Source organism: Pseudonocardia bannensis, assembly GCF_012911875.1.
GTDB classification, from domain to species: Bacteria; Actinomycetota; Actinomycetes; order Mycobacteriales; family Pseudonocardiaceae; genus Pseudonocardia; species Pseudonocardia bannensis.
Map to the genome: position 1 here is coordinate 1 of NZ_JAAXKZ010000027.1, position 18,830 is coordinate 18,830.

Annotated in this window: 18 protein-coding genes and 1 tRNA gene; 4 read left to right on the forward strand and 15 right to left on the reverse strand. The window is 73.0% G+C overall.

Annotated elements, in window-relative coordinates:
* From HF519_RS09935 to HF519_RS09965, 7 genes are all read right to left on the reverse strand, one after another.
* On the reverse strand, nucleotides 1–418 hold a 418-nt coding region (locus HF519_RS09935; protein ID WP_211169813.1), incomplete at its 3' end, for a hypothetical protein.
* A gap of 49 nt (nucleotides 419–467) precedes the next feature.
* The gene (locus HF519_RS09940) at nucleotides 468–1,481 is read right to left on the reverse strand and encodes a C40 family peptidase (RefSeq protein WP_169412418.1); all 1,014 of its coding nucleotides are present in this window, start codon (nucleotides 1,479–1,481) and stop codon (nucleotides 468–470) included.
* Nucleotides 1,482–1,531: 50 nt separating this feature from the next.
* Nucleotides 1,532–2,146, reverse strand: a complete 615-nt coding sequence (locus HF519_RS09945) for a hypothetical protein (protein ID WP_169412420.1) — start codon at nucleotides 2,144–2,146, stop codon at nucleotides 1,532–1,534.
* Nucleotides 2,136–4,082: a hypothetical protein gene (locus tag HF519_RS09950; protein WP_169412422.1), complete on the reverse strand. Its 1,947-nt coding sequence runs from the start codon at nucleotides 4,080–4,082 to the stop codon at nucleotides 2,136–2,138. The genes HF519_RS09945 and HF519_RS09950 overlap by 11 nt, the downstream gene beginning before the upstream one ends.
* Complete coding sequence (locus tag HF519_RS09955; RefSeq protein ID WP_169412424.1) at nucleotides 4,082–7,180, reverse strand: ATP-binding protein; 3,099 nt, start codon at nucleotides 7,178–7,180, stop codon at nucleotides 4,082–4,084. Before HF519_RS09955 ends, HF519_RS09950 begins: the two co-directional genes overlap by 1 nt.
* Nucleotides 7,167–7,604, reverse strand: coding sequence for a hypothetical protein (locus HF519_RS09960; protein ID WP_169412425.1), 438 nt, complete (start codon nucleotides 7,602–7,604; stop codon nucleotides 7,167–7,169). The genes HF519_RS09955 and HF519_RS09960 overlap by 14 nt, the downstream gene beginning before the upstream one ends.
* A 4-nt stretch (nucleotides 7,605–7,608) precedes the next feature.
* A complete protein-coding gene (locus tag HF519_RS09965; RefSeq protein WP_169412427.1) occupies nucleotides 7,609–7,872 on the reverse strand; it encodes a hypothetical protein in 264 nt (87 codons plus the stop codon).
* A gap of 528 nt (nucleotides 7,873–8,400) precedes the next feature.
* Between HF519_RS09965 and HF519_RS09970 the strand changes: the two genes are divergently transcribed.
* Entirely contained in the window at nucleotides 8,401–10,710 is a 2,310-nt protein-coding gene (locus tag HF519_RS09970; RefSeq protein ID WP_169412429.1) for a (Fe-S)-binding protein, read from the forward strand.
* Nucleotides 10,711–10,778: 68 nt separating this feature from the next.
* Here HF519_RS09970 and HF519_RS09975 read toward each other — a convergent pair whose 3' ends face one another.
* From HF519_RS09975 to HF519_RS32795, 4 genes are all read right to left on the reverse strand, one after another.
* On the reverse strand, nucleotides 10,779–11,747 hold the full coding sequence (locus HF519_RS09975) for a hypothetical protein (protein ID WP_169412431.1): 969 nt from the start codon (nucleotides 11,745–11,747) through the stop codon (nucleotides 10,779–10,781).
* A gap of 61 nt (nucleotides 11,748–11,808) precedes the next feature.
* Entirely contained in the window at nucleotides 11,809–12,444 is a 636-nt protein-coding gene (locus HF519_RS09980) for a response regulator transcription factor (RefSeq protein ID WP_312860025.1), read from the reverse strand.
* Complete coding sequence (locus tag HF519_RS09985; protein ID WP_169412433.1) at nucleotides 12,441–12,872, reverse strand: sensor histidine kinase; 432 nt, start codon at nucleotides 12,870–12,872, stop codon at nucleotides 12,441–12,443. The genes HF519_RS09980 and HF519_RS09985 overlap by 4 nt, the downstream gene beginning before the upstream one ends.
* A 3-nt stretch (nucleotides 12,873–12,875) precedes the next feature.
* On the reverse strand, nucleotides 12,876–13,622 hold the full coding sequence (locus HF519_RS32795) for a histidine kinase (RefSeq protein WP_169412435.1): 747 nt from the start codon (nucleotides 13,620–13,622) through the stop codon (nucleotides 12,876–12,878).
* Nucleotides 13,623–13,758: 136 nt separating this feature from the next.
* Between HF519_RS32795 and HF519_RS09995 the strand changes: the two genes are divergently transcribed.
* Together HF519_RS09995 and HF519_RS10000 are read left to right on the forward strand one after the other, a co-directional pair.
* Nucleotides 13,759–14,736, forward strand: coding sequence for an ABC transporter ATP-binding protein (locus tag HF519_RS09995; protein WP_169412437.1), 978 nt, complete (start codon nucleotides 13,759–13,761; stop codon nucleotides 14,734–14,736).
* 2 nt (nucleotides 14,737–14,738) lie between these two features.
* On the forward strand, nucleotides 14,739–15,497 hold the full coding sequence (locus HF519_RS10000) for an ABC transporter permease (protein ID WP_169412439.1): 759 nt from the start codon (nucleotides 14,739–14,741) through the stop codon (nucleotides 15,495–15,497).
* Between the two features lie 33 nt (nucleotides 15,498–15,530).
* Here HF519_RS10000 and dcd read toward each other — a convergent pair whose 3' ends face one another.
* Complete coding sequence (dcd, locus tag HF519_RS10005) at nucleotides 15,531–16,112, reverse strand: dCTP deaminase (protein ID WP_169412441.1); 582 nt, start codon at nucleotides 16,110–16,112, stop codon at nucleotides 15,531–15,533.
* A 35-nt stretch (nucleotides 16,113–16,147) separates the two neighbouring features.
* The gene (locus HF519_RS10010) at nucleotides 16,148–17,278 is read right to left on the reverse strand and encodes a UDP-N-acetylglucosamine 2-epimerase (RefSeq protein WP_169412443.1); all 1,131 of its coding nucleotides are present in this window, start codon (nucleotides 17,276–17,278) and stop codon (nucleotides 16,148–16,150) included.
* Between the two features lie 185 nt (nucleotides 17,279–17,463).
* On the opposite strand from HF519_RS10010, the gene HF519_RS10015 reads away from it, so the two are divergent.
* A tRNA-Gly gene (locus HF519_RS10015) sits at nucleotides 17,464–17,534 on the forward strand.
* Between the two features lie 95 nt (nucleotides 17,535–17,629).
* Here HF519_RS10015 and HF519_RS10020 read toward each other — a convergent pair.
* Together HF519_RS10020 and HF519_RS10025 are read right to left on the reverse strand one after the other, a co-directional pair.
* Complete coding sequence (locus tag HF519_RS10020; protein WP_211169814.1) at nucleotides 17,630–17,806, reverse strand: hypothetical protein; 177 nt, start codon at nucleotides 17,804–17,806, stop codon at nucleotides 17,630–17,632.
* A gap of 126 nt (nucleotides 17,807–17,932) precedes the next feature.
* Nucleotides 17,933–18,793 carry an alpha/beta fold hydrolase gene (locus HF519_RS10025; RefSeq protein WP_169412445.1) on the reverse strand — a complete coding sequence of 287 codons (861 nt, stop codon included), beginning with the start codon at nucleotides 18,791–18,793 and terminating at the stop codon, nucleotides 17,933–17,935.
* Between the last annotated feature and the right edge of the window lie 37 nt (nucleotides 18,794–18,830).

An 18,830-nucleotide genomic window follows, 5' to 3' on the forward strand; every position in this document is an offset into this window, starting at 1 on the left:
CGGCGGGGCGGGGTTCGACCCGGCCGGCCGAGGCGGGCGGCAGCGGGTCGTCGACCGGGGCCAGCACGCGGTGGCCCGCCGGGTCGTCGACGGGATTGTCCGCGCTGTCGCGGTAGACCAGCTCACCGTCGGAGTCGAGGTCGGCCAGGTAGCCGGCCGCAGCGAGCTGTTCCTCGTCCATGTCCACGAGCGACTCCCACCGGCTCGGGACGACCTTGTACTCGGGCCACGGCAGGTCACCGTAGGCGTCGTGCAGGTCGGCCAGCAGGCCCGTGAACACCTGCTGCCAGCGCAGCGGCATCGACTGGGCGAGCGAGCGGGGCACCACGAGGTGATCCTCGGTGGCGCCGGGCGCGGGGCGGTCGAGGTAGTCCCGCAGCGGCGTGGTCGACGCCGGGGCGGGGGGATCGATTGGCATCAGGCGTACTCCCGGTCGTGCTGTGCTCGTGCTCTGCTGCCGATCGGCCTCACACGGTGTTCGGTGCGGTTCCCGGCCGGGTGGCCAGCGGCACGAGCTCCTTATAGTTCCACGGCACCGGTTGCACCCGAACGGACTCTCCGCTGTAGGGCGCCTCCACCATCTGACCGTCGCCCATGTACAGCGTGACGTGGTGGATGGTCGACGGGTCGGACGGATCCGTCGCGTAGAACAGCAGGTCGCCGGGCTGGGCCTGGTCGATGGGGACGTGCCCGCCGCTGTTGAACTGATCACGCGACACGCGCGGCAGCTCGATCCCCGCGGCCTGGAACGCTCGCAGCATCAGTCCCGAGCAGTCGTAGGTGTCCGGGCCGGTGGCGCCCCAGACGTAGGCCTTGCCGACCTCGCCGAGCGCGAACGAGATGGCGGTGCGGGCCGCTCCCTCGGGCAGGGTCGCCGCCGTCGGGCCGCAGTGCTCGGGGACGGCCGCGACGTCGGCGAGCTGCTGCACCAGCTGTGCGGCCAGCCCCTCCCACTTGGCGTAGGCGTCGGGGAACGCCGAGCGCTGCACGGTCTGCGCGGCGACCGTCACCGGCAGCTGGTCCCAGCCGGGGACCTGCAGCAGCCGCTCGATGAAGATCGTCGTGCTGTAGACCGGGTCGGTGACCTCGGCGGGCGAGCCCCAGCCCATCGAGGGCCGCTGCTGGAACAGCCCGAGCGAGTCCCGGTCGCCGTAGTTGATGTTGCGCAGGGTCGACTCCTGCATCGCGGTGGCCAGCGCGATCAGCCAGGCCCGGGGCGGGGCGCCCATCTCCCGGGCCACCCCGATGATCGTCGCGGCGTTCTCGCGTTGCTCGTCGCTGAGGTCCCCGATGGTCGTCCCGGCCCGTCCGCCGAGCCCGACACCGACCGGGGGGCCGACGGTGTCGCACAGCCCCGAGGCCCGCGATCCGCCACCGCCGCCGACGGAGAACGCGATCAGGCCGATGCCGAGGAACAACCCGAGCGCGGCGGCGATCGCGACGACGGGCACCAGCAGGCGAAAGGGACGCAACGGCCTCATCGCCGCTCACCTCCGCAGGGGTGCCGCCGCCCGGTTCCGCCCATCGCGGGTCAGGCCCGGTCGTAGCCGGCGACCCGCCAGCCGTCCTCGGTGTCGACGACGAGCACGATCAGCGTCAGCGCGTCGGTCGGCACCTCCACCCGGACCGAGCGCGGGGCGACGTTCACCGGACGGGGCGCCCCGGTCACCCGTGCGGCCGGCACGTTGGCCGGGTCGACGTTCGCGAGCACGCCCAGGTACTCGTCCGTCGTCAGCGGACGCAGCCCGGCCAGCCACTGCTCGGAGGTGATCCCGTCGGGGTGGTCGACCCAGGCGGCCGACCAGCCGGCGGCCACCCGCAGCGCGGCGGGCGGCGCCTGGGACAGCGGCAGGGTGCTCGGGACCAGCGGCGTGACCGGCGGCAACGCGGTCGGCAGCGCGGTCCCGCCCGCGCCGGTGGACGACCGGCCGCTCGGACCCGGGGTGGCCGAGCCGCCGGTCGCGGTGGATCGGGACATCGGGCCATCGTCGGACGTGCCCCGCAGCGCGCCCGCCGCCACGCCGGCCCCCACCGCGAGGGCCACGACGACCACGCCCGTGATCGCCAGCCGTACCGGGGAGCGCAGCGGCCACTGCCACAGCGAGCGGTAGGCGTCGACCCGGCCGCGCGGGGACCTAATCGGCACTGCCCCATCCGTTCCCGGCGACAGAGCCGTTCCGTGAGGCCGAGCCGTACGCCGGCTGGGCGGTGCGCGGCCGGTAGATGCGGTACACCGGGACGCCGTCGACCAGCTCCGGTTGCACCGGGCGTTCGCCGCCGGGTCGCAGCGGGACGGCATCGGGCCGCCGGTAGATCACCCGCTCGTCCACCTCGCCGGGATCCGCCCAGCGCGGTTCCCCCGCACCGGCACCGACCCCACCCGCGCCCGCGGGCAGCGCGGGCCGCCGGGCCGCCGGGATGAGCGCCGCGGACGGTTGCGCCTCGACCTCGGTCCGGCGCCGGGGCACCCGGGCTCCGGCCGGGCCGGGGCCGGCACCGGGCGCGGCCTCCGGCCGGGACCCGTCGGGGTCCCCGCCCCCGACGCCGCCGGTGCGCCGCTCGTCCCACCAGCGGGCCTGGCGGTCCTCCGCCGGGCCCCCGCGGACCCGTTGCCACACCCGCGACATCGGCCCGGTCCCGGCCCCGGGCACGATGCCGCCGAACTGCTCGCGGGTCATCGAGACCATCGACACCAGCCGCCGGAACGGCCGCGCGACGGCCCACATCACGACGGTCACCACACCGGTGACGAGCAGCGCGAGCCACAGGTCGATGTTCGCCTCGGGGCGGAACAGCGACACGACGAGCAGCGCGTGCAACCCGGCGAGCGCACCCACCACGAGGGTGTTCACGATCGCCGCGCCGGCCACCCGGAGCAGGGCGGGCAGGACCTCGGGCTTGAGCACGGCGAGCACGGCGAGCGCCGGCGCGGTCATCACGATGAGCCGCAGCAGCATCATGGCGACGAGCACCAGGACCTTGGACAGCAGCTGGAACAGCGCGATGCAGACGGCCTGCACGACCGACAGCACGCCGACTCCCACCCGGCTGCCGGACTCGCCCTGGAAGTAGGAGTACCGGTCGCCCATCCGGTCGGCCAGTGCCGCGAAGTCGGCCTTCTTCTGCTCGGCCAGCTCCGGGGTGTCGCGGCCCTCGGCGACCTCCTGCTTGGTGAAGGTCTGGGCGCGCAGCAGGTCGCGACCCAGCTCCTGGGCCTGCGGGACCTCCGGGGAGCCGAACTCCCCGCGCTGCCAGTTCGCGTAGACGACCTGGTCGACCAGCACCGTGGGGAGAGTGTCGCGGTCGCCGAGCCCGACCTGGGCGAGGAATCCCTCCTGCATCTGTGTGATGCCGTCGAGCAGCAGGCCGTCCGCGGCCTTCGCCCAGTCGATGGGGGCCAGGTAGGCGGCCGAGCCCAGCATGAGCGCGAGCGCGGCGAACCCGGTCCGCTGCGCCTGCTGGGCCAGGTCCCCGCGCACCGCGAGCACGAGCAGGACGATCGCGAGGACGAGCAGCGCGGGGCCGATCCACGTGGTGAACACGGCGTCGTACATGGCCTTGGTGGCGTCGGAGATCAGGTCGTCGAGCGGGGCGAGCAGTTCGCCGCCGTCGGCGATCAGGTAGTGCGACCAGTTGACCCCGGCCACCGCGAACTTGGCCACGTTGAAGGTCTGGTTGCCCAGCCAGGTGTCGGTCGTCGTCGCGGGGTTGAGCACGGCGCTGCCGGCGCAGCCGAGGTCGTAGTTGTGCCAGACGAGCCCGGCGTAGCCGACCTCGTTGTAGACGCTCCCCGGCTCCCCGGCGCTCAGCGTCGGCGGGTCGAGCGATCCGACCAGACCCGTGCCGGGGCGGTCCGGCTCGGGCGGCTCCTTGCAGTTGAACGGCTGCGCCAGAGCCGGCTGGCCGAGCAGCACCGACCCGCCGACGAGCGCCGCCACGATCAGGAACGCGCGGCCGCGGGACCGGCGGGGCGCCGCAGCGGCGCTCGCGCGTCGGCGCCGGCGCACGGCGGTCACCAGCGCGACACCGAGCACGAGCAGCACGGCCCACGCCCCCGAGGATGTCGGGAGGTCGCCCGCCATCACCGCCCGGCCTCGCCGGCCGCGCCCACCTCGGAGCCGGCGGGCCGGCTCTGGCCCGTTCCGGGCCCACCGGAACCCGGCCCGGCCGGACCGGACTCGCCGTCCGGGTCCGGTTCCGGGTCGCCGTCCGCCAGGTCGTCCATCAGGTCGTCGTCGAGATCGCCCAGCAGGTCGAGTTCCTCGTCGTCGAGCAGTTCGGCGTCCATCGGGACGACCGGGACCGGCTCGGCACGCACCGCACCGCGCCCGGTGAGCACCTCGTCGTCGCGGCGCGGCCCGACCCCGTACGCGCCGGGACGCCGGTTCCCGTTGTGGTGCCCGTTGCGGCCGTTCACCGGCGCGAGATCCCCGTCGGCGTCGAGGTCGAGCCGGCCGCCCGCGCCCAGGGCGGCGGCAGGCTCGTCCGGTGCGCGTACCTCCGCGGCACCGGCCGCGACCGGCACACCGCGGGCGGAGACCCGGCTGGCGTCGGGGTTGGTGTCCAGGGCCTCGCGGACGTGCTCGAGATGCGGCGCCTCGAGGTCGATGCGGATCTTCTCCACGCCGCCGTGCCCGTCGGCGAAGACGAACTGGCGGGGGGTGTCGTCGGGCCGGTCGTCGTGGCGCGGCCGGGGCGAGAGCGTGCCGAGCATCTGCTCGTAGCCCACGCCCGTGGGGACCCGCAGCAGCCGCAGCGCCTCGGCCTGCGCCTCCTCGTCGTCGGTGCGCCCGACGAACACGGCGTTGACCAGCGACGCGAAGCCGGAGACCCGCAGCAGGTCGCCGGCGAGCTGGGACGCGAAGAGCGCCCGCACGTTGAACTTCCGGGAGTCGCGGGCCAGCCGGTCGATCAGCACCTTGCCCGTGGGGACCTGCGAGAGGAAGTGCGTCTCGTCGAGCGCGACGCCCTTGCGCAGGTTCCGGTCGGCGTCGTAGATGGTGCGCTGGGTGAGCCAGCTCGCGAGGTTGAGCAACTCCACCGCGAGCGACTCGCCGTCGGTCCACTCCTCGCGCGGGCTGCCGGGCCGCGGCAGCGTCATGCCCTGCATCGTGAGCACCGTCAGCCGGTAGTCCCGGTCGGCGTGCCAGGGGTCCTCCCGGGAGGCGTCCGGGAACAGCAGCGCGGCCTGGGGGAGTTCGCGGCGCTCCTCGAGGAAGTCGGCGACGACGCCCGAGTGCTCCTCGCCGTCGCGGGCGTGCCGGCGCAGCGCGTCGATGACCTGCCCGGGGTGCCGGTCGGCGGCGCCGCCCACCTCGCGGACCGCGCGCAGCAGCACGATCCGGGTGTGCGGCAGCCGGGACACGTCGTAGGGCAGCAGCCCGGTGAGCACGTCGAGGATGAGCCGGCGCCGGGTGGCCGCGGCGAGCGAGCGCTCGCGGCGCCACGCCCGCTCGGGGTCCTCCTCGTCGGCGAAGTGTTCAGGGCGCGGCTCGGCGACCACCCGGTACGGGTTGAGGATGCCCGGATCGGCCCGCAGCAGGTTGATGTGCCGGGAGAACGGCGCCAGCTCGGGCAGCCGGGTCAGCTCGGCGAGCGGCCCCGACGGGTCGAGCACGGTCCACCGGGCGCCGGCGCGGAGCGTCTTGTAGACGATCAGCCCGGTGAGGAACGACTTGCCGGACCCGAGGCCGCCGACCACCGCGGTGAGCCCGGACGCGCGCCGGACCTCCTGTGCCAGCCAGGGGTCCCAGGCCACCGGCCGGCGGGTCGCCGTGCAGGTCTCGCCCAGCATGATCCCGCGCCGGTCGCCGACGCTCGCGGTGGCGGCGGGCACCGCGGCCGCGGCCCAGGTCACCGACCCCCGGCGGCGGTAGGCCGTCGAGGCCAGCGGCTCGCCGGGGATGAACTCCCGCGCGTAGCGGTACTGCGCCTCCGGGTGCTCGATCTGCACCTTCGGCCGGTAGACGTCGAGCACCTGCTGCGCCCGGGTGATCGCCTCGGCCTCGTCGCGACCGGCGACGGCGATGCGCCACCAGCCGTAGAGCCGGGTGTTGAGCTGGGTCAGCCCGCTGGTGACCTCGTCCTCGATCTCCAGTACCCGGTCGGCCTGGCGGGCCAGCGACATCGGGGGGTCGAGGTCGTGGTCGTGCGTGTAGTGCCGGATCTGGCTGCGCACCTTGCCCATCTGGCGCTGCAGTTCCCCGGTGACGTCCTCGGGTCGCCGGACGTAGATCCGCGCCGACCACTCGACGGGGAACGGCAGCCGGTCGGAGTGCTGCATCCACGGGTCGTCGACCTCGGGGATGCGCAACCCCTCCATCAACCCCACGGAGAGCACCGCGACGTTGCGTCGGACGGTCTGCGAACGCAGCCGCCCCACGACCTGGACCGTGGGTGCGTAGGGCTCCTGGTACATGTCGACGCCGTCGGTGAACGCGGCCAGGTCCTCGGTCTCCCACCGGCCGGTGCCTCCCGGCACGGCGGACAGCGTGCGCGGGGCGGGCAGCCCCAGCCCGCAGGACCGGTGCATAAGCCAGGCGATGTCCTCGGCGGTGGCCGGGACCGCGTCGAGCCCGCTGCCCGCGACCAGGACGTCGAGGTGGTTGATCTCCGACTCCAGCGCGGCAAGCTCCGCGCGCACCGCGGCGGGCGCGACCCTGCCGAGGATCGGTGCCGCCATGTCCACCCAGCGGTCGAGCACGCTGCGCCCGGAGACCTCGATGCCGAGGAAGACCTCCTTGTCCGACATCGACAGGCCCATGAGGTGGCGCTGCTCGCCCTCGAGGAAGCCGTCCCAGCCCAGCGCCCCGGCCACGTCGGGCATCCGGCCGAGCGCGTTGTGGTCGAAGGACTCGGCCCACATGTGCACCGGGTAGGGCCGGGTGGTGACGCGCAGGTGCAGCCAGCGGCCCTGCAGCTCGCCGAGCTGGGAGGCGATCTGGCGGATGAGGATCTCGCGCTGGGAGTCGCTGCGGAAGCTCCAGGCCTGCGCGGCGAGCCGGTACCACGCCATGACCTGCGTGCCGGTGCGCGTCAGGTGGCCGTCGATCGCGCGCAGCGCGATGTCCGGGACGTAGCGGGGCAGCCCGGATTCGCCCGCGAGGGCTCGTCCGCGCCGGCGTCGCTCACGGGGCTGCTCGGCGGACGCGGCCTCGGGCCGCTTGTCACGACCGGGCACGCCACGACCCCTTCCGGGCGCCACCGGTCCAGGGCGCCGGCCGCCCGCCCGGCGCGAGGCCCCGGGCCGCCGCGACGCGCACCTTGACGTGCCCGGACCGGACCGGGCCGCCCGCCACCGCGGTCCGGCGGCGGGGACCGGTCACCTCGTGCCAGAACAACTCGACGACCTGGCCCATCGGGCGCTCGTAGTCGATGCGCTTGCCGAGGAAGCGGGTGATGACGACGGTCGCGATGAGCGCCCAGGCGACGGAGAAGAAGTCGAGTCCGATCCCGAGCCGTCGCTGGACGAACATCACGAAGATCATGACGAACAGGCCGAGGCCGTAGCTCACGTAGCGGGCTCGCCACGGGAAGGTCGCCCGGGGCGGGCCCAGCCAGACGGCGTCGACCCGGTACACCTCGTCGTCGGTACGGACGAGCACCCGATCACCCGGTGATGAGGCTGGCGAGGAAGGCGCCCACTTCGGGCCCCGTCCCGGACACGGCCACCCCGAGGGCGACCAGGCCGACGAGCAGCCCGACGCTGCGCCGGGCGACACCGGCGTTGTCCCCACGGCCGCCGATCCAGAGCAGGATGATCGCGATGCCCAGCAGGATCAGGGGCACGATGTTGCTCTGGATCCAGCCCTGCAAGCCGTTGGTCGTCAGATTTTGCGCATACCAGAGTGACAGAGACTCCGGTGCGGTCATGACGGCTCCTTCTCGCGGGCGCGACCGGCCCCGAGGCGACGTGACCGGGCCCCCTCGGGCTGGTGGACAGCCGACCCGATCCTCGGCCCCGCGTCCGGCGTCGAGTAGACCATGTTGACCAGGGGGATAGTAGTAGAAACGCCCGTTGAGCAGACGCCAGGTGACACAGAGCGCGACGGTCTCATCCGTCTGAGTGACAGGGTTTGCAAGAGGTTCGGCCGACGCTCACGGGCGGTTCATGGAACGGAGTACGGGCCCCCTTGTGGCGCTCCACCGTCAGGGCTCAACGCCTCCGGGCCGCGGGCGGTGCGTTCGGGCGAGCGTGATACACGCTGCACCACATCGAGGCCACAACCAGGGCGTTGGCGGGCTAGTGTCACTCACCGGTCATCTAGTTACTCGCTGGTAAGTAGGTAGATGATCAACCGGTACGCGCTGGGTCGTGGTCGGGGTAGGCGGTTTACCCTGCTGCGCAAGTGCATTCGCGTCCCACCACACGCGAAAAGCCTGTAGTTCAGGGAGGAACTCGTGGTTGTGAGACTGGTCATCGGCCTGGCGATAACGGTGATCGCCGTGGCGATCGCCGGCCGTCGGGCCCTCCAGATCTACAATCTGATCAAGTCCGGACAGCCCGCGAACGATCGCAAGGATCGGCTCAACGAGCGGATCAAAGCCCAGTTCGTCGAGGTCTTCGGGCAGCGCAAGCTGCTGAAGTGGTCGGTGCCCGGCCTGGCGCACTTCTTCACGATGTGGGCGTTCTTCATCCTGGCCACGGTCTACATCGAGGCCTACGGGGTGCTGTTCGACCACGACTTCCACATCCCGCTCATCGGCCGCTGGGCGGTGCTGGGCTTCCTGCAGGACACCATCGCGGTCCTGGCGCTGATCTCGCTCGCCGTGTTCTCGGTGATCCGGATCCGCAACGCCCCGGAGCGCAAGGCGCGGGCGTCACGGTTCTACGGCTCGCACACCGGTGGCGCGTGGGTCATCCTGTTCATGATCTTCAACGTGCTGTGGACGATGTTCCTGTTCCGCGGCGCGGCGTCCGCGCTGGGCCTGCTGCCCTACGAGTCCGGGGCCTGGGCCTCGATCGGGGTCGGCAACCTGATGTCCGGGCTGAGCGAGCCGACGCTGAGCATCCTGGAGAGCGTCGGGCTGCTGCTGCACATCGGCGTGATGCTGGTCTTCCTGGTCATCGTCGCCTACTCGAAGCACCTGCACATCTTCACCGCGCCGATCAACGTCGCGGGCAAGCGGCTGCCGAAGGCACTGGGCCCGCTGCTGCCGATGGAGTCGAACGGCAAACCGATCGACTTCGAGGACCCGGGCGAGGACGACACGTTCGGCCGCGGCAAGATCGAGGACTTCACCTGGAAGGGCATGCTCGACTTCGCGACCTGCACCGAGTGCGGTCGCTGCCAGAGTCAGTGCCCGGCGTGGAACACCGGCAAGCCGCTGTCCCCGAAGCTCGTGATCATGGACCTGCGCGACCACATGTTCGCGAAGGCGCCCTACATGCTCGGCACCAAGGACATGCCGGAGGAGGGCGCGGTCGACTTCGACGTCCTCGCCGCCACCGCCGCGGGCAACAACGGGCACCACGGCGTTCCCGAGTCCGGGTTCGAGCGGGTCCGCGGGTCGGGCCCGGAGCAGGCGCTGCGCCCGCTGGTGGGCACCGCCGAGCAGGGCGGGGTCATCGACCCCGACGTGCTGTGGTCCTGCACCAGCTGCGGGGCGTGCGTGGAGCAGTGCCCGGTGGACATCGAGCACGTCGACCACATCATCGACATGCGCCGCCACCAGGTCATGATCGAGTCGGAGTTCCCGTCCGAGCTGGGCGTGCTGTTCCGCAACCTGGAGAACAAGGGCAACCCGTGGGGCCAGAACGCCAAGGAGCGGCTGGACTGGACCAAGGGCCTGGACTTCGAGGTCCCGGTGTTCGACGGCGAGCTGTCGGCCGACACCGAGTACCTGTTCTGGGTCGGTTGTGCCGGCGCGTTCGACGACAACGCCAAGAAGACCGTGAAGGCCACCGCGGAGCTGCTGCACCGGGCCGGTGTGGGCTACACGGTCCTCGGCCCGGAGGAGTCCTGCACCGGTGACCCGGCGCGCCGCTCGGGCAACGAGTTCCTGTTCCAGATGCTGGCCCAGCAGAACGTCGAGATCCTGAACTCGGTGTTCGAGGGCCGCGAACCGGGCACCCGCAAGATCGTCACCACCTGCCCGCACTGCCTCAACACCCTGGGCCGGGAGTACCCGCAGCTCGACGGGCACTACGAGGTCGTGCACCACACCCAGCTGCTGAACAAGCTGGTCCGCGAGGGCAAGCTCGTCCCGGTCGCGGAGCCGGCCGCGGACAAGGCGGCACCGGTCACCTACCACGACCCGTGCTACCTGGGCCGGCACAACGAGATCTACGAGGAGCCGCGCGAGCTCGTCGGCGCGGCGGGCGCGAAGCTCACCGAGATGCCGCGGCACGCCGACCGCTCCATGTGCTGTGGCGCGGGCGGTGCGCGGATGTGGATGGAGGAGCGCATCGGGCAGCGGGTCAACGTCAACCGCACCGAGGAGGCGCTGGAGACCCTGTCCGGCGCGGCCGGGTCGGACGGCGCGTCCGCGGGTGGCACCATCGCGGTGGGCTGCCCGTTCTGCAAGACGATGATCTCCGACGGCCTGACCGAGAAGCAGTCCGGCGGTCTCGGGGAGAACGTCCAGGTGCAGGATGTCGCCCAGATGCTGCTCGCCGCGGTCAAGCGCGGCGACGGCTCGGGCAACGGCTCCACCACCGGCTCCGCTCCGGCGGCCGCCGAGGAGTCGGAGCAGGAAGCGCACAGCTGACATCGCGGTACGGATTGCGGGGGGTCGCGCTCGGCGCGGCCCCCCGCGGTCGTTCCCGGGGACTCAGCTCAGCACGGCTGGTACCCGGTGACGACGTAGCTGCGCATCGGGGAGGTCTCCCCGATCTGCAGCCGGCCGAGCTGCGGGCCGGCGTCTTCCCCGCCCGGCCAGCTCAGTCGGCAGCCGTCCGCCGTCCAGCTCCGCTCACCGCGCTGGACCGGGGCGGGCACGACGGCGTCGGCGTAGCCGGACGGCGCGGTCACCCGGGCGCTGAGCGCCGCGAACGCGCCCGCGCAGTCCGGGGCGCCGGTCGCGGCGGCGACCTGTTCGGTGGCCGGGCTGCGGAGCAGCCCGCAGAAGACCACCTGCTGCTTCTCGGCGAGAGCCTCCAGCAGGGCCGGCAGCACCCGGTTCGGGTTCCGCTCACCCTGTCCGCTCTTGGCCACCTGCCCGGCCTGGGCCGCGATCTGATCCTGGCGCTGCGCCACCTCGGCGGCACGGAACGAGTAGCCGACCACCGAGACCACCAGGAGCACCCCGCCGGCCGCGAGCACCTGCCAGCGCGGGAGCCGGAGCAGCCCGGCGACCACCACGGCGATGCTCGCCGCGAACGCCCAGGCCCAGGGGTTCTCCCGGGTGGCCTGGACGAGCGCGACGACCAGCACCAGGCCGGCCAGGTGCGGCGCCCAGCCCCGGAGCAGCCGGTCGAGCCGCAGCAGGTGGAGCAGCACGAGCGTGCCGAGCCCCAGCCCGACCGGGGCCCACCAGCGTCCGGGGTCGTCGAGGAAGGGGAGCAGCAGCAGGGCGGCCGCGGCGAGGCCCAGCCCGACGGCGCCGCGCCGGCTGCGCAGCCGCAGCCGGGCCCACGGGCTGGGCGGCCGGTGCTGCGGCGGCGGGTAGCGGGGCGGCTGCTGCGGCGGCGGTTCGTACCGCGGCGGCAGCGGGGCCGGCGGGGCCGGCGACCGACGCGACTCCGGTGGCGGGTCCGGCACCGCGGGCAGGTTCGGCGGGTTCGGTGGCGTCCGGGGCGGCTCCATCGCCGGTCACAGTACTGATCCGATCACCGCCCGGGCCGCAATCGGAGCGGGACGCGCTGGCTCACAACCAGCCGTGGTCGCGGGCGTGCCGGACCGCGTCCGAGCGGTTCCCGGCGCCGAGCTTCTGCATCGCCGACGACAGGTAGTTGCGGACGGTGCCGGGCGACAGGTGCACGCGGCGGGCGATGTCCGCGGCCGTCCCACCGGCCCCGGCGGCGTCCACGGTGCGCAGCACCTCGAGTTCGCGGTCGGTGAGCGGGCAGTCCTCGGTGGTCAGCGCCGTCATCGCGAGGTCGGGGTCGACGTAGCGGCCGCCGCGGTGCACCCGGCGGATCACGTCGGCGAGGAGGGTCGCCGGTGCGCTCTTGGCGACGAACCCGGCGGCCCCCGCGGCGAGCGCCCGGCGCAGCACCCCGGGCCGGGCGTGCCGGGTCAGGATGATGCAGCGGGTGCCGGGCTGGTGGGCGGCGACCCACTGGGCGACCTCGGCGCCGTCACGGCCGGGCATCTCGACGTCCAGGACGGCGATGTCGGGGCGGTGCTCCCGCACCGCGTCGACGGCCTCGTCCCCGGTGGCGGCCTCGCCGACCACCACGAGGTCGGGTTCGAGTCCGAGCAGCGCGCCGACCGCGCCTCGGGTGAGCGACTCGTCGTCGGCCAGCACCAGGCGGATCGTCGGGTTCTCCGGCGAGCTCACCGGGCGGCTCCGGGCAGCACGGCGTCGAGGCGGAACGTGCCTCCCGGCCCGGGTCCGGCGTCCAGGCGCCCGGCGTGCTCGTCGAGGTAGCGGCTGAGCGCGGCCAGCCCGGTCCCAGGATCGGCGCCGTTGGCCGGCAGCGCGCCGTCGTTGACGACCTGCAGCCGCGCGCCGCCGCCGGCCACCTCGATCTCGATCGTGCAGTGGCTGGGTTCGGCGTGCCGGAGGACGTTGGTCATGGCCTCCCGCAGGACCCGGCCGAGCACGTTGCGGGCGCCTGCGCCGACCGTCTCCGGGTCGCCCCGCACGGTCAGCACGACCCCGGCCGAGTCCAGCACGGCACGGGCCCCGGCCAGCTCGGTGACGAGGTCGGTGGAGCGGGTGTCGCGGACCAGCGCCCGGACCTCGTCGAGCGACTGCCGGGCCACCCGCTACACCTCCTCCATCTCGGCGCGCGCCCGCTCGCCGTCGACGGACAGCAACCGGGTGGCCAGCTCGCTCTTGAACGCGACCACCTCGAGGGCGTGGCCGAGGATGTCGTGCAGGTCGTCGGCCAGCCGGAGCCGCTCGCGGGCGGTGGCGAGCTCGGCCGCGGCGCGGCGGGAGTCGTCGAGGTCGGTGACGGCCTTGAGCCACCACAGCCGCTCGACGTCGAGCACCCACATCGAGGCGACGTAGAACGTGGCGACCGCCGGCCCGAGCCACAGCGGAAGCGGGACCCCGTGGTCGACGCTGGCGCCGACCAGGAGCCCGAGGCCGAGCACGGCGGCGGTCCCGGCAGCGACCCAGGCCACGATCCAGCGGGCCCGCAGCCCGGAGACGATGTCGCCGAGCAGCACCCCCGAGACGAGGGCCCAGATCCAGCCGGCCCAGCTCGAGGCCAGCCCGAGCAGCGCGATCGCCAGCGCGACGGCCGCGGCGGCCGCCATGAACGGCGCCGAGGCGCGGCGGCCGAGCGAGGACACGTGCTCGCGGATGCGCCAGACGTGCAGGCCGAGCGCCGCGAGGTAGAGGGCGAACAGCGGCCAGCTGAAGGCCGCCTCGGGCAGCCCGGTCCAGACCACGAACGCGGGGACCGTCAGCAGCCACAGCACGGTGATCACCAGGCCGATGCGGCCGAACCGGCGGGCCGCGCGCAGCTTGCGCTCGTCGGCTCCGGCCGGCGGCGTGGTGTCCACGCCGAGACCGTAACCGACCGGCGGGACGGCTCCGGGACGCTCATGACAGTTGTCATCGGGGCCCGTGCGGTTGTCAGCGGCACCGGTGACCCCCGCGACTACCGGAGTCACCGCGGCGACCGGCAGGCTTGCCGCCATGACACGGACGACCACCCACGCGGCGGGGCCCGCCGCGACCGACCGGGAGTCCGGGCCGCGGGCGGCGCCGGCCATCGAGGTGCGCGACCTGCACGTGCACTACGGCGACTTCGAGGCGGTCCGGGGCATCGACCTGGAGGTCCGGCGCGGCGAGATCTTCGCGCTGCTCGGGACGAACGGTGCCGGCAAGACGACGACGCTGGAGGTCCTGGAGGGCTTCGGGCAGCGCAGCGGTGGCAGCGTGCGGGTGCTCGGGCTGGACCCGGCCACCCAACGCGGCGCGCTCCGCGAGCGGATGGGCGTGCAGCTGCAGGAGGGCGGGTTCGTCGACGAGCTCACCGTGGCGGAGACGCTGCGGCTGTGGCAGCGGATGGTCGACCGCACGGACCGGCCCGAGCGGCTGCTGGAGCGGTTCGAGCTCACCGCGCGCCGCGACGTCGCGGTCGGGAAGCTGTCCGGCGGGGAGAAGCGCCGCCTGGATCTGGCGATGGCGGTGTGGGGGTCGCCGGAGCTGGTGATCCTGGACGAGCCCACCACCGGGCTGGACCCGGAGTCGCGGCGGCGCACCTGGGACGCCATCCAGGAGCTGCAGGAGGCCGGACGCACGGTCGTGCTGACGACGCACTACCTGGAGGAGGCCGAGGCGCTGGCCGACCGGGTGGCGATCATGCACGCGGGGCGGGTAGCGGTGCAGGGCTCGCTGGGCGAGATCCTCGCGAGCCGGCCCGCGGGGTTCTCGGCGATCGTGCCCGGGGGTGCGGGGGAGCTCCCGGCGGTGTCCGGAACCGTCGAGCGCGAGCCCGTCGACGACGGCACCCGGATCCGGGTGCGGACCACGGAGCTGCAGCGCGACCTGACGGGGTTCCTGGGGTGGGCGGCCGATCGAGGGATGCGGCTGACCGAACTGCGCGCGGCACCGGCCTCGCTGGCCGAGATCTACCATGCGGTGCGCGCCGGCGAGACGGAGGTGGAGTGATCATGTCTGACGCCGGACGCGTGCTGGCCCTGGCCGGCACCGAGCTGCGGCTGGTGCTGCGCAACAAGACGGTCGCGGTGTCGTCGATCGTGGTCCCGCTGGCGGTGGGTGTGTTCTGGGCCTTCTCGTTCGGCGCGAGCACACAGCCGGGGATGACGGCGATGGCCGTCGCCCTGCAGCTGTCGATCGTGCTGGCCATGGGGATCTACGTGACCGCGACGCAGACGGTGGTGGGCCGGCGGCACAACCGGGTGCTCAAGCGGCTGCGCACCAGCGGGATCTCCGACACCGGGCTGCTGGTGGCGACGGTGGCCCCCGCCGTGGTGATCGGCCTGGTCCAGCTGGGGATCTTCGGGATCATCCATGCGGTGATCGGCTCGCCGTGGCCCGTGGACCCGTTCCCGCTCGTCCTCGCGCTGCTGGGCGGGCTGGCGCTGGTGGTCACCGCGGCGCTGGCGACGACCGTCGTCACACCGTCGCCGGAGCGCTCGCAGATCACGACGCTGCCCCTGACGTTCCTGCTGCTCGCCGCGGCCGCCGCGCTCGCGGTCGTGCCGTCGCAGGGATGGTGGCAGGCCCTCGTCGCGGTGCCCGGTGCGCCGATCGGCCGGCTGACCCAGCTCGCCTACGAGGGCGGGACGTGGGCGGCCGGACCGGTCGGGCTGCCCGCCCTGCTGCCCGCGGTGGCGGCCCTGCTGGTGTGGCCGGTGGTGTTCGGCTACCTCGCGGCCCGCCGGTTCCGCTGGGACCCGCGGCACTGACCGTCCACCCGCGGCCGGCGCCGGCGGGCGGCGTCAGCGCCGGGTGTCGGCGCGGTGGAAGTTGAGGTGGGCCCGCGAGGGCGTCGGACCCCGCTGCCCCTGGTAGCGGGAGCCGACGCCCTCGCTGCCGTAGGGGCGCTCGGCGGGGTTGGACAGCCGGAACAGGCACAGCTGGCCGATCTTCATCCCGGGCCACAGGGTGATCGGCAGGTTGGCGACGTTGGAGAGCTCGAGCGTGATGTGCCCGGTGAACCCGGGGTCGATGAACCCGGCCGTGGAGTGGGTCAGCAGGCCGAGGCGGCCGAGGCTCGATTTGCCTTCCAGCCGGCCGGCGAGGTCGTCGGGCAGGCTGACGGACTCGAACGTGGAGCCGAGGACGAACTCGCCGGGGTGCAGCACGAACGGCTCGTCGCCCTGCGGCTCGACCGGCGTCGTCAGCTCGTCCTGCTGCTCGCGGGGGTCGATGTGGGTGTAGCGGGAGTTCTGGAACACCCGGAAGAAGCGGTCCAGTCGCACGTCGATGCTGGAGGGCTGGAGCATCGCCGGCTCCCACGGGTCGAGCACCAGACGCCCCGCGTCGATCTCCTTGCGCAGGTCGCCGTCCGAGAGCAGCACGGCGCCACCCTAACCGGGTGAGGCGAGGCCGATTCTCAGGCGTCGGTCGAGGACGGCTGCGGCGGCTGGAGTCTCGGGGATGCGCTCAGCCCGAACATCCAGGCGACGGCCTGTTCGACGCGGGCCGCCTCCCGGCCGTCGGACACCTCGGCGGGCTGCCGCGGATCGGCGTCGAGCACCTGGAGGACCGTGGACATCACGGCGGGGCCGAGGATGCTGCGGATCGAGTCGCCCGGGTGCTCGGGATGCGGCCCGTCGACCAGCACGGCGGGGGTGCCGAGCCCGGGCGCGTCGGCGACCAGCTCGGGGTCGTCCGAGACCAGCACGGTGGCCGCCGCGACCAGGGTGACCAGCTCCGCGAGCGGCAGCGCGTGCACGACGACCGCGCGGTCGAGCTCCGCGAGGCGGCAGGCCGCGTCGTCGTCGCACAGGTCACCGAACAGCACGACCTCGGTGTCGGGATCGCGTTCCAGCAGCTCCGGCAGGTCGTCGATGATCTCGCTGGAGGCCGGGCGGTCGAGCCCCACCAGCACGAGCCGCGCCTCGCCGTCGCGGACCCGGCGGACCATCCGGGCGAAGCGCAGGTCGGCCGGCTGCGGGTTCGCGGCGATGGTGTCGCCGACGGTGATGACGTTCGGGCCGAGCGGGCTGCCCAGCGCGGGACCGCTCGTGGTCAGGAACAGCGACGCCAGCTGGCTGATGATGCGGCGGTTCGCCTCCTGCGGGAACGGGCAGAGCAGGTCGTCGGTGGCCACTCCCGCCTGCAGGTGCACGACCGGGATCTGCCGCCAGAACGCGACCTGCGCGGCGACGGCCGCGGTGACCCCGCCGCCGTGCACCATGATCGCCGTCGGGTCCTGGTCGACCAGCAGCTCGTCGAGCCGGGTCATCAGCGTCGCGGCGACCGCGGCCGGGGCGTGCCCCGGGTTCTCGCGGAGCAGCAGCGTGATGTCGGCGGGCACGGCGAGGGCCTCGTAGGCCTCGTGAACGGCCATCGGGTCCGGACCCGTCGCGACCGTGAACGCACGGATGCGATCGGCGTCGGCGAAGGCCGTGGCCACGGGCGCCAGACGCGCCACCTCGGGACGGCTGCCCGCGATGAGCAGCACATCATGATCGTGATCCTGGGCGGGAAGAGCGCCCAGGAGCGGGTCGAACGCCGTCATCCGTGGATCCTTTGCGGCGGGGGAGCTGACCTGCTGGCGTTCCGCAGTGTGAACCAGGCGGACACCACGCGTCGAGATCTTTCCGGTTGCGCGAGCCTCGGAAGTGTGAGAACCACCCCGTTGGCGGCATCCGACCGGCCCTGCTTCACCGCTCTGCGTGAGGTGCTAAGGTTCAGACGCGCACTGCGGATGTAGTTCAATGGTAGAACATCAGCTTCCCAAGCTGAATACGCGGGTTCGATTCCCGTCATCCGCTCTCACCACGAAGGCCCAGCTCAGACGGTGTCCACACCGGAGCTGGGCCTTCGTCGTTCGGTGATCCACTCACCGCGTGGGCCATTAGCGGGCCATTCAGCCGACCGGAACCAGGGCGCCCAAGGCACCGTCCTCGTCGTCGTCCTGGCCGTCGGTGACCTCGCGCCCCTCGACCAGCGCGCTGAGCCGGTCGGCGATCCGGCGGTCGGCCTCGCTCGTCGCACGCTGGTAGATCAGCGCCGCCCTCATGTCGTCGTGCCCCATCCGGGCCATCAGATCGCGGGTACTCGCGCCGGTCTGGGCGGCGAAGAGGTTGCCCGCGTGTTACCCGGCCCGGCACGACCGAAGTGGCGACCGATCACAAGCGAGGGGGAGCGGCAGGGGTCCCGCGGCCCTCGACTACGCAGACGCTCGGAGCTTTGTCATCGCGGCGATCAAGCGGTCCCAGGTGTGCGGCGGGGGGAGCTGGTGGCCGACGTCGACGAGCTCTAGGAGCCGGGCCCCGGGGATGGCCTCGGCGAGCGCCTTGCCATGGTCGAGCGGGAACATCGGATCGGCCGTTCCGTGGACCACGAGCGTCGGAATGCCTGCGAGATCGCTCAGCGCGTAGGGGGCTTCGTCGCCGTAGGCGAGCATGAAGTGGTTGGTCATCATGCTCGGCAGGTTCCCGGTGCGGTCGACAACCTGCGCCGCGATCGCGTGCAGACGATCCTCGTCGAAGTTGCCGGGGCCCGCGAAGGGACGTTCGCCCTCGACGATGTAGCCAATGACCGCGGCCGGGTCCGTCCAGTCGAGTTCGGCGGTCTTCTCGGTGAACAGTTGCCTGATCTCCGGTGCCGGGCCGGGCAGGCCGTCGATGGCAGGGTCCGCCGGGCTGGTGGAAATCAGGGTGAGTGATGCGACCCGCTCGCGATACCGGGCGGCGAGTTGCTGCGCGATACCGCCGCCCATCGACAGCCCGGCCAGGTGCGCCCGTTGGATGCCCAGCTGGTCCAGGACAGCGACTGCGTCGGTGACAAGGTCCGCACCGGTGTAGCCCGGTTCACCAGTCGGGTACGCGGTGGACTCTCCGGTGTCGCGTTGGTCGAAACGGACCACTCGATAGCCACTGGACACGAACTTCGCGCACAGCTCGTCATCCCACCAATCCTTCGACCAGGTTGCGCCCCCGAGCAGCAGGAGCGGGTGTGCGCTGTCGTCGCCGATCGACTCGACGTACAGCTCGGTCCGGTCATCAATTCGGACGATGCGTGTGGTCACTGCGAGATCCTTCGGTCGACTGCATGCCACACAGGCA

Coding starts and splice junctions, on each gene's coding strand:
- HF519_RS10000 (WP_169412439.1), top strand. CDS start 14,739: ATGTCTGACGCCGGACGCGTGCTGGCCCTGGCCGGCACCGAGCTGCGG.
- HF519_RS10020 (WP_211169814.1), bottom strand. CDS start 17,806: ATGGCCCGGATGGGGCACGACGACATGAGGGCGGCGCTGATCTACCAG.
- HF519_RS09975 (WP_169412431.1), bottom strand. CDS start 11,747: ATGGAGCCGCCCCGGACGCCACCGAACCCGCCGAACCTGCCCGCGGTG.
- HF519_RS09950 (WP_169412422.1), bottom strand. CDS start 4,082: ATGGCGGGCGACCTCCCGACATCCTCGGGGGCGTGGGCCGTGCTGCTC.
- HF519_RS10010 (WP_169412443.1), bottom strand. CDS start 17,278: ATGACGGCGTTCGACCCGCTCCTGGGCGCTCTTCCCGCCCAGGATCAC.
- HF519_RS09940 (WP_169412418.1), bottom strand. CDS start 1,481: ATGAGGCCGTTGCGTCCCTTTCGCCTGCTGGTGCCCGTCGTCGCGATC.
- HF519_RS09965 (WP_169412427.1), bottom strand. CDS start 7,872: ATGACCGCACCGGAGTCTCTGTCACTCTGGTATGCGCAAAATCTGACG.
- HF519_RS09995 (WP_169412437.1), top strand. CDS start 13,759: ATGACACGGACGACCACCCACGCGGCGGGGCCCGCCGCGACCGACCGG.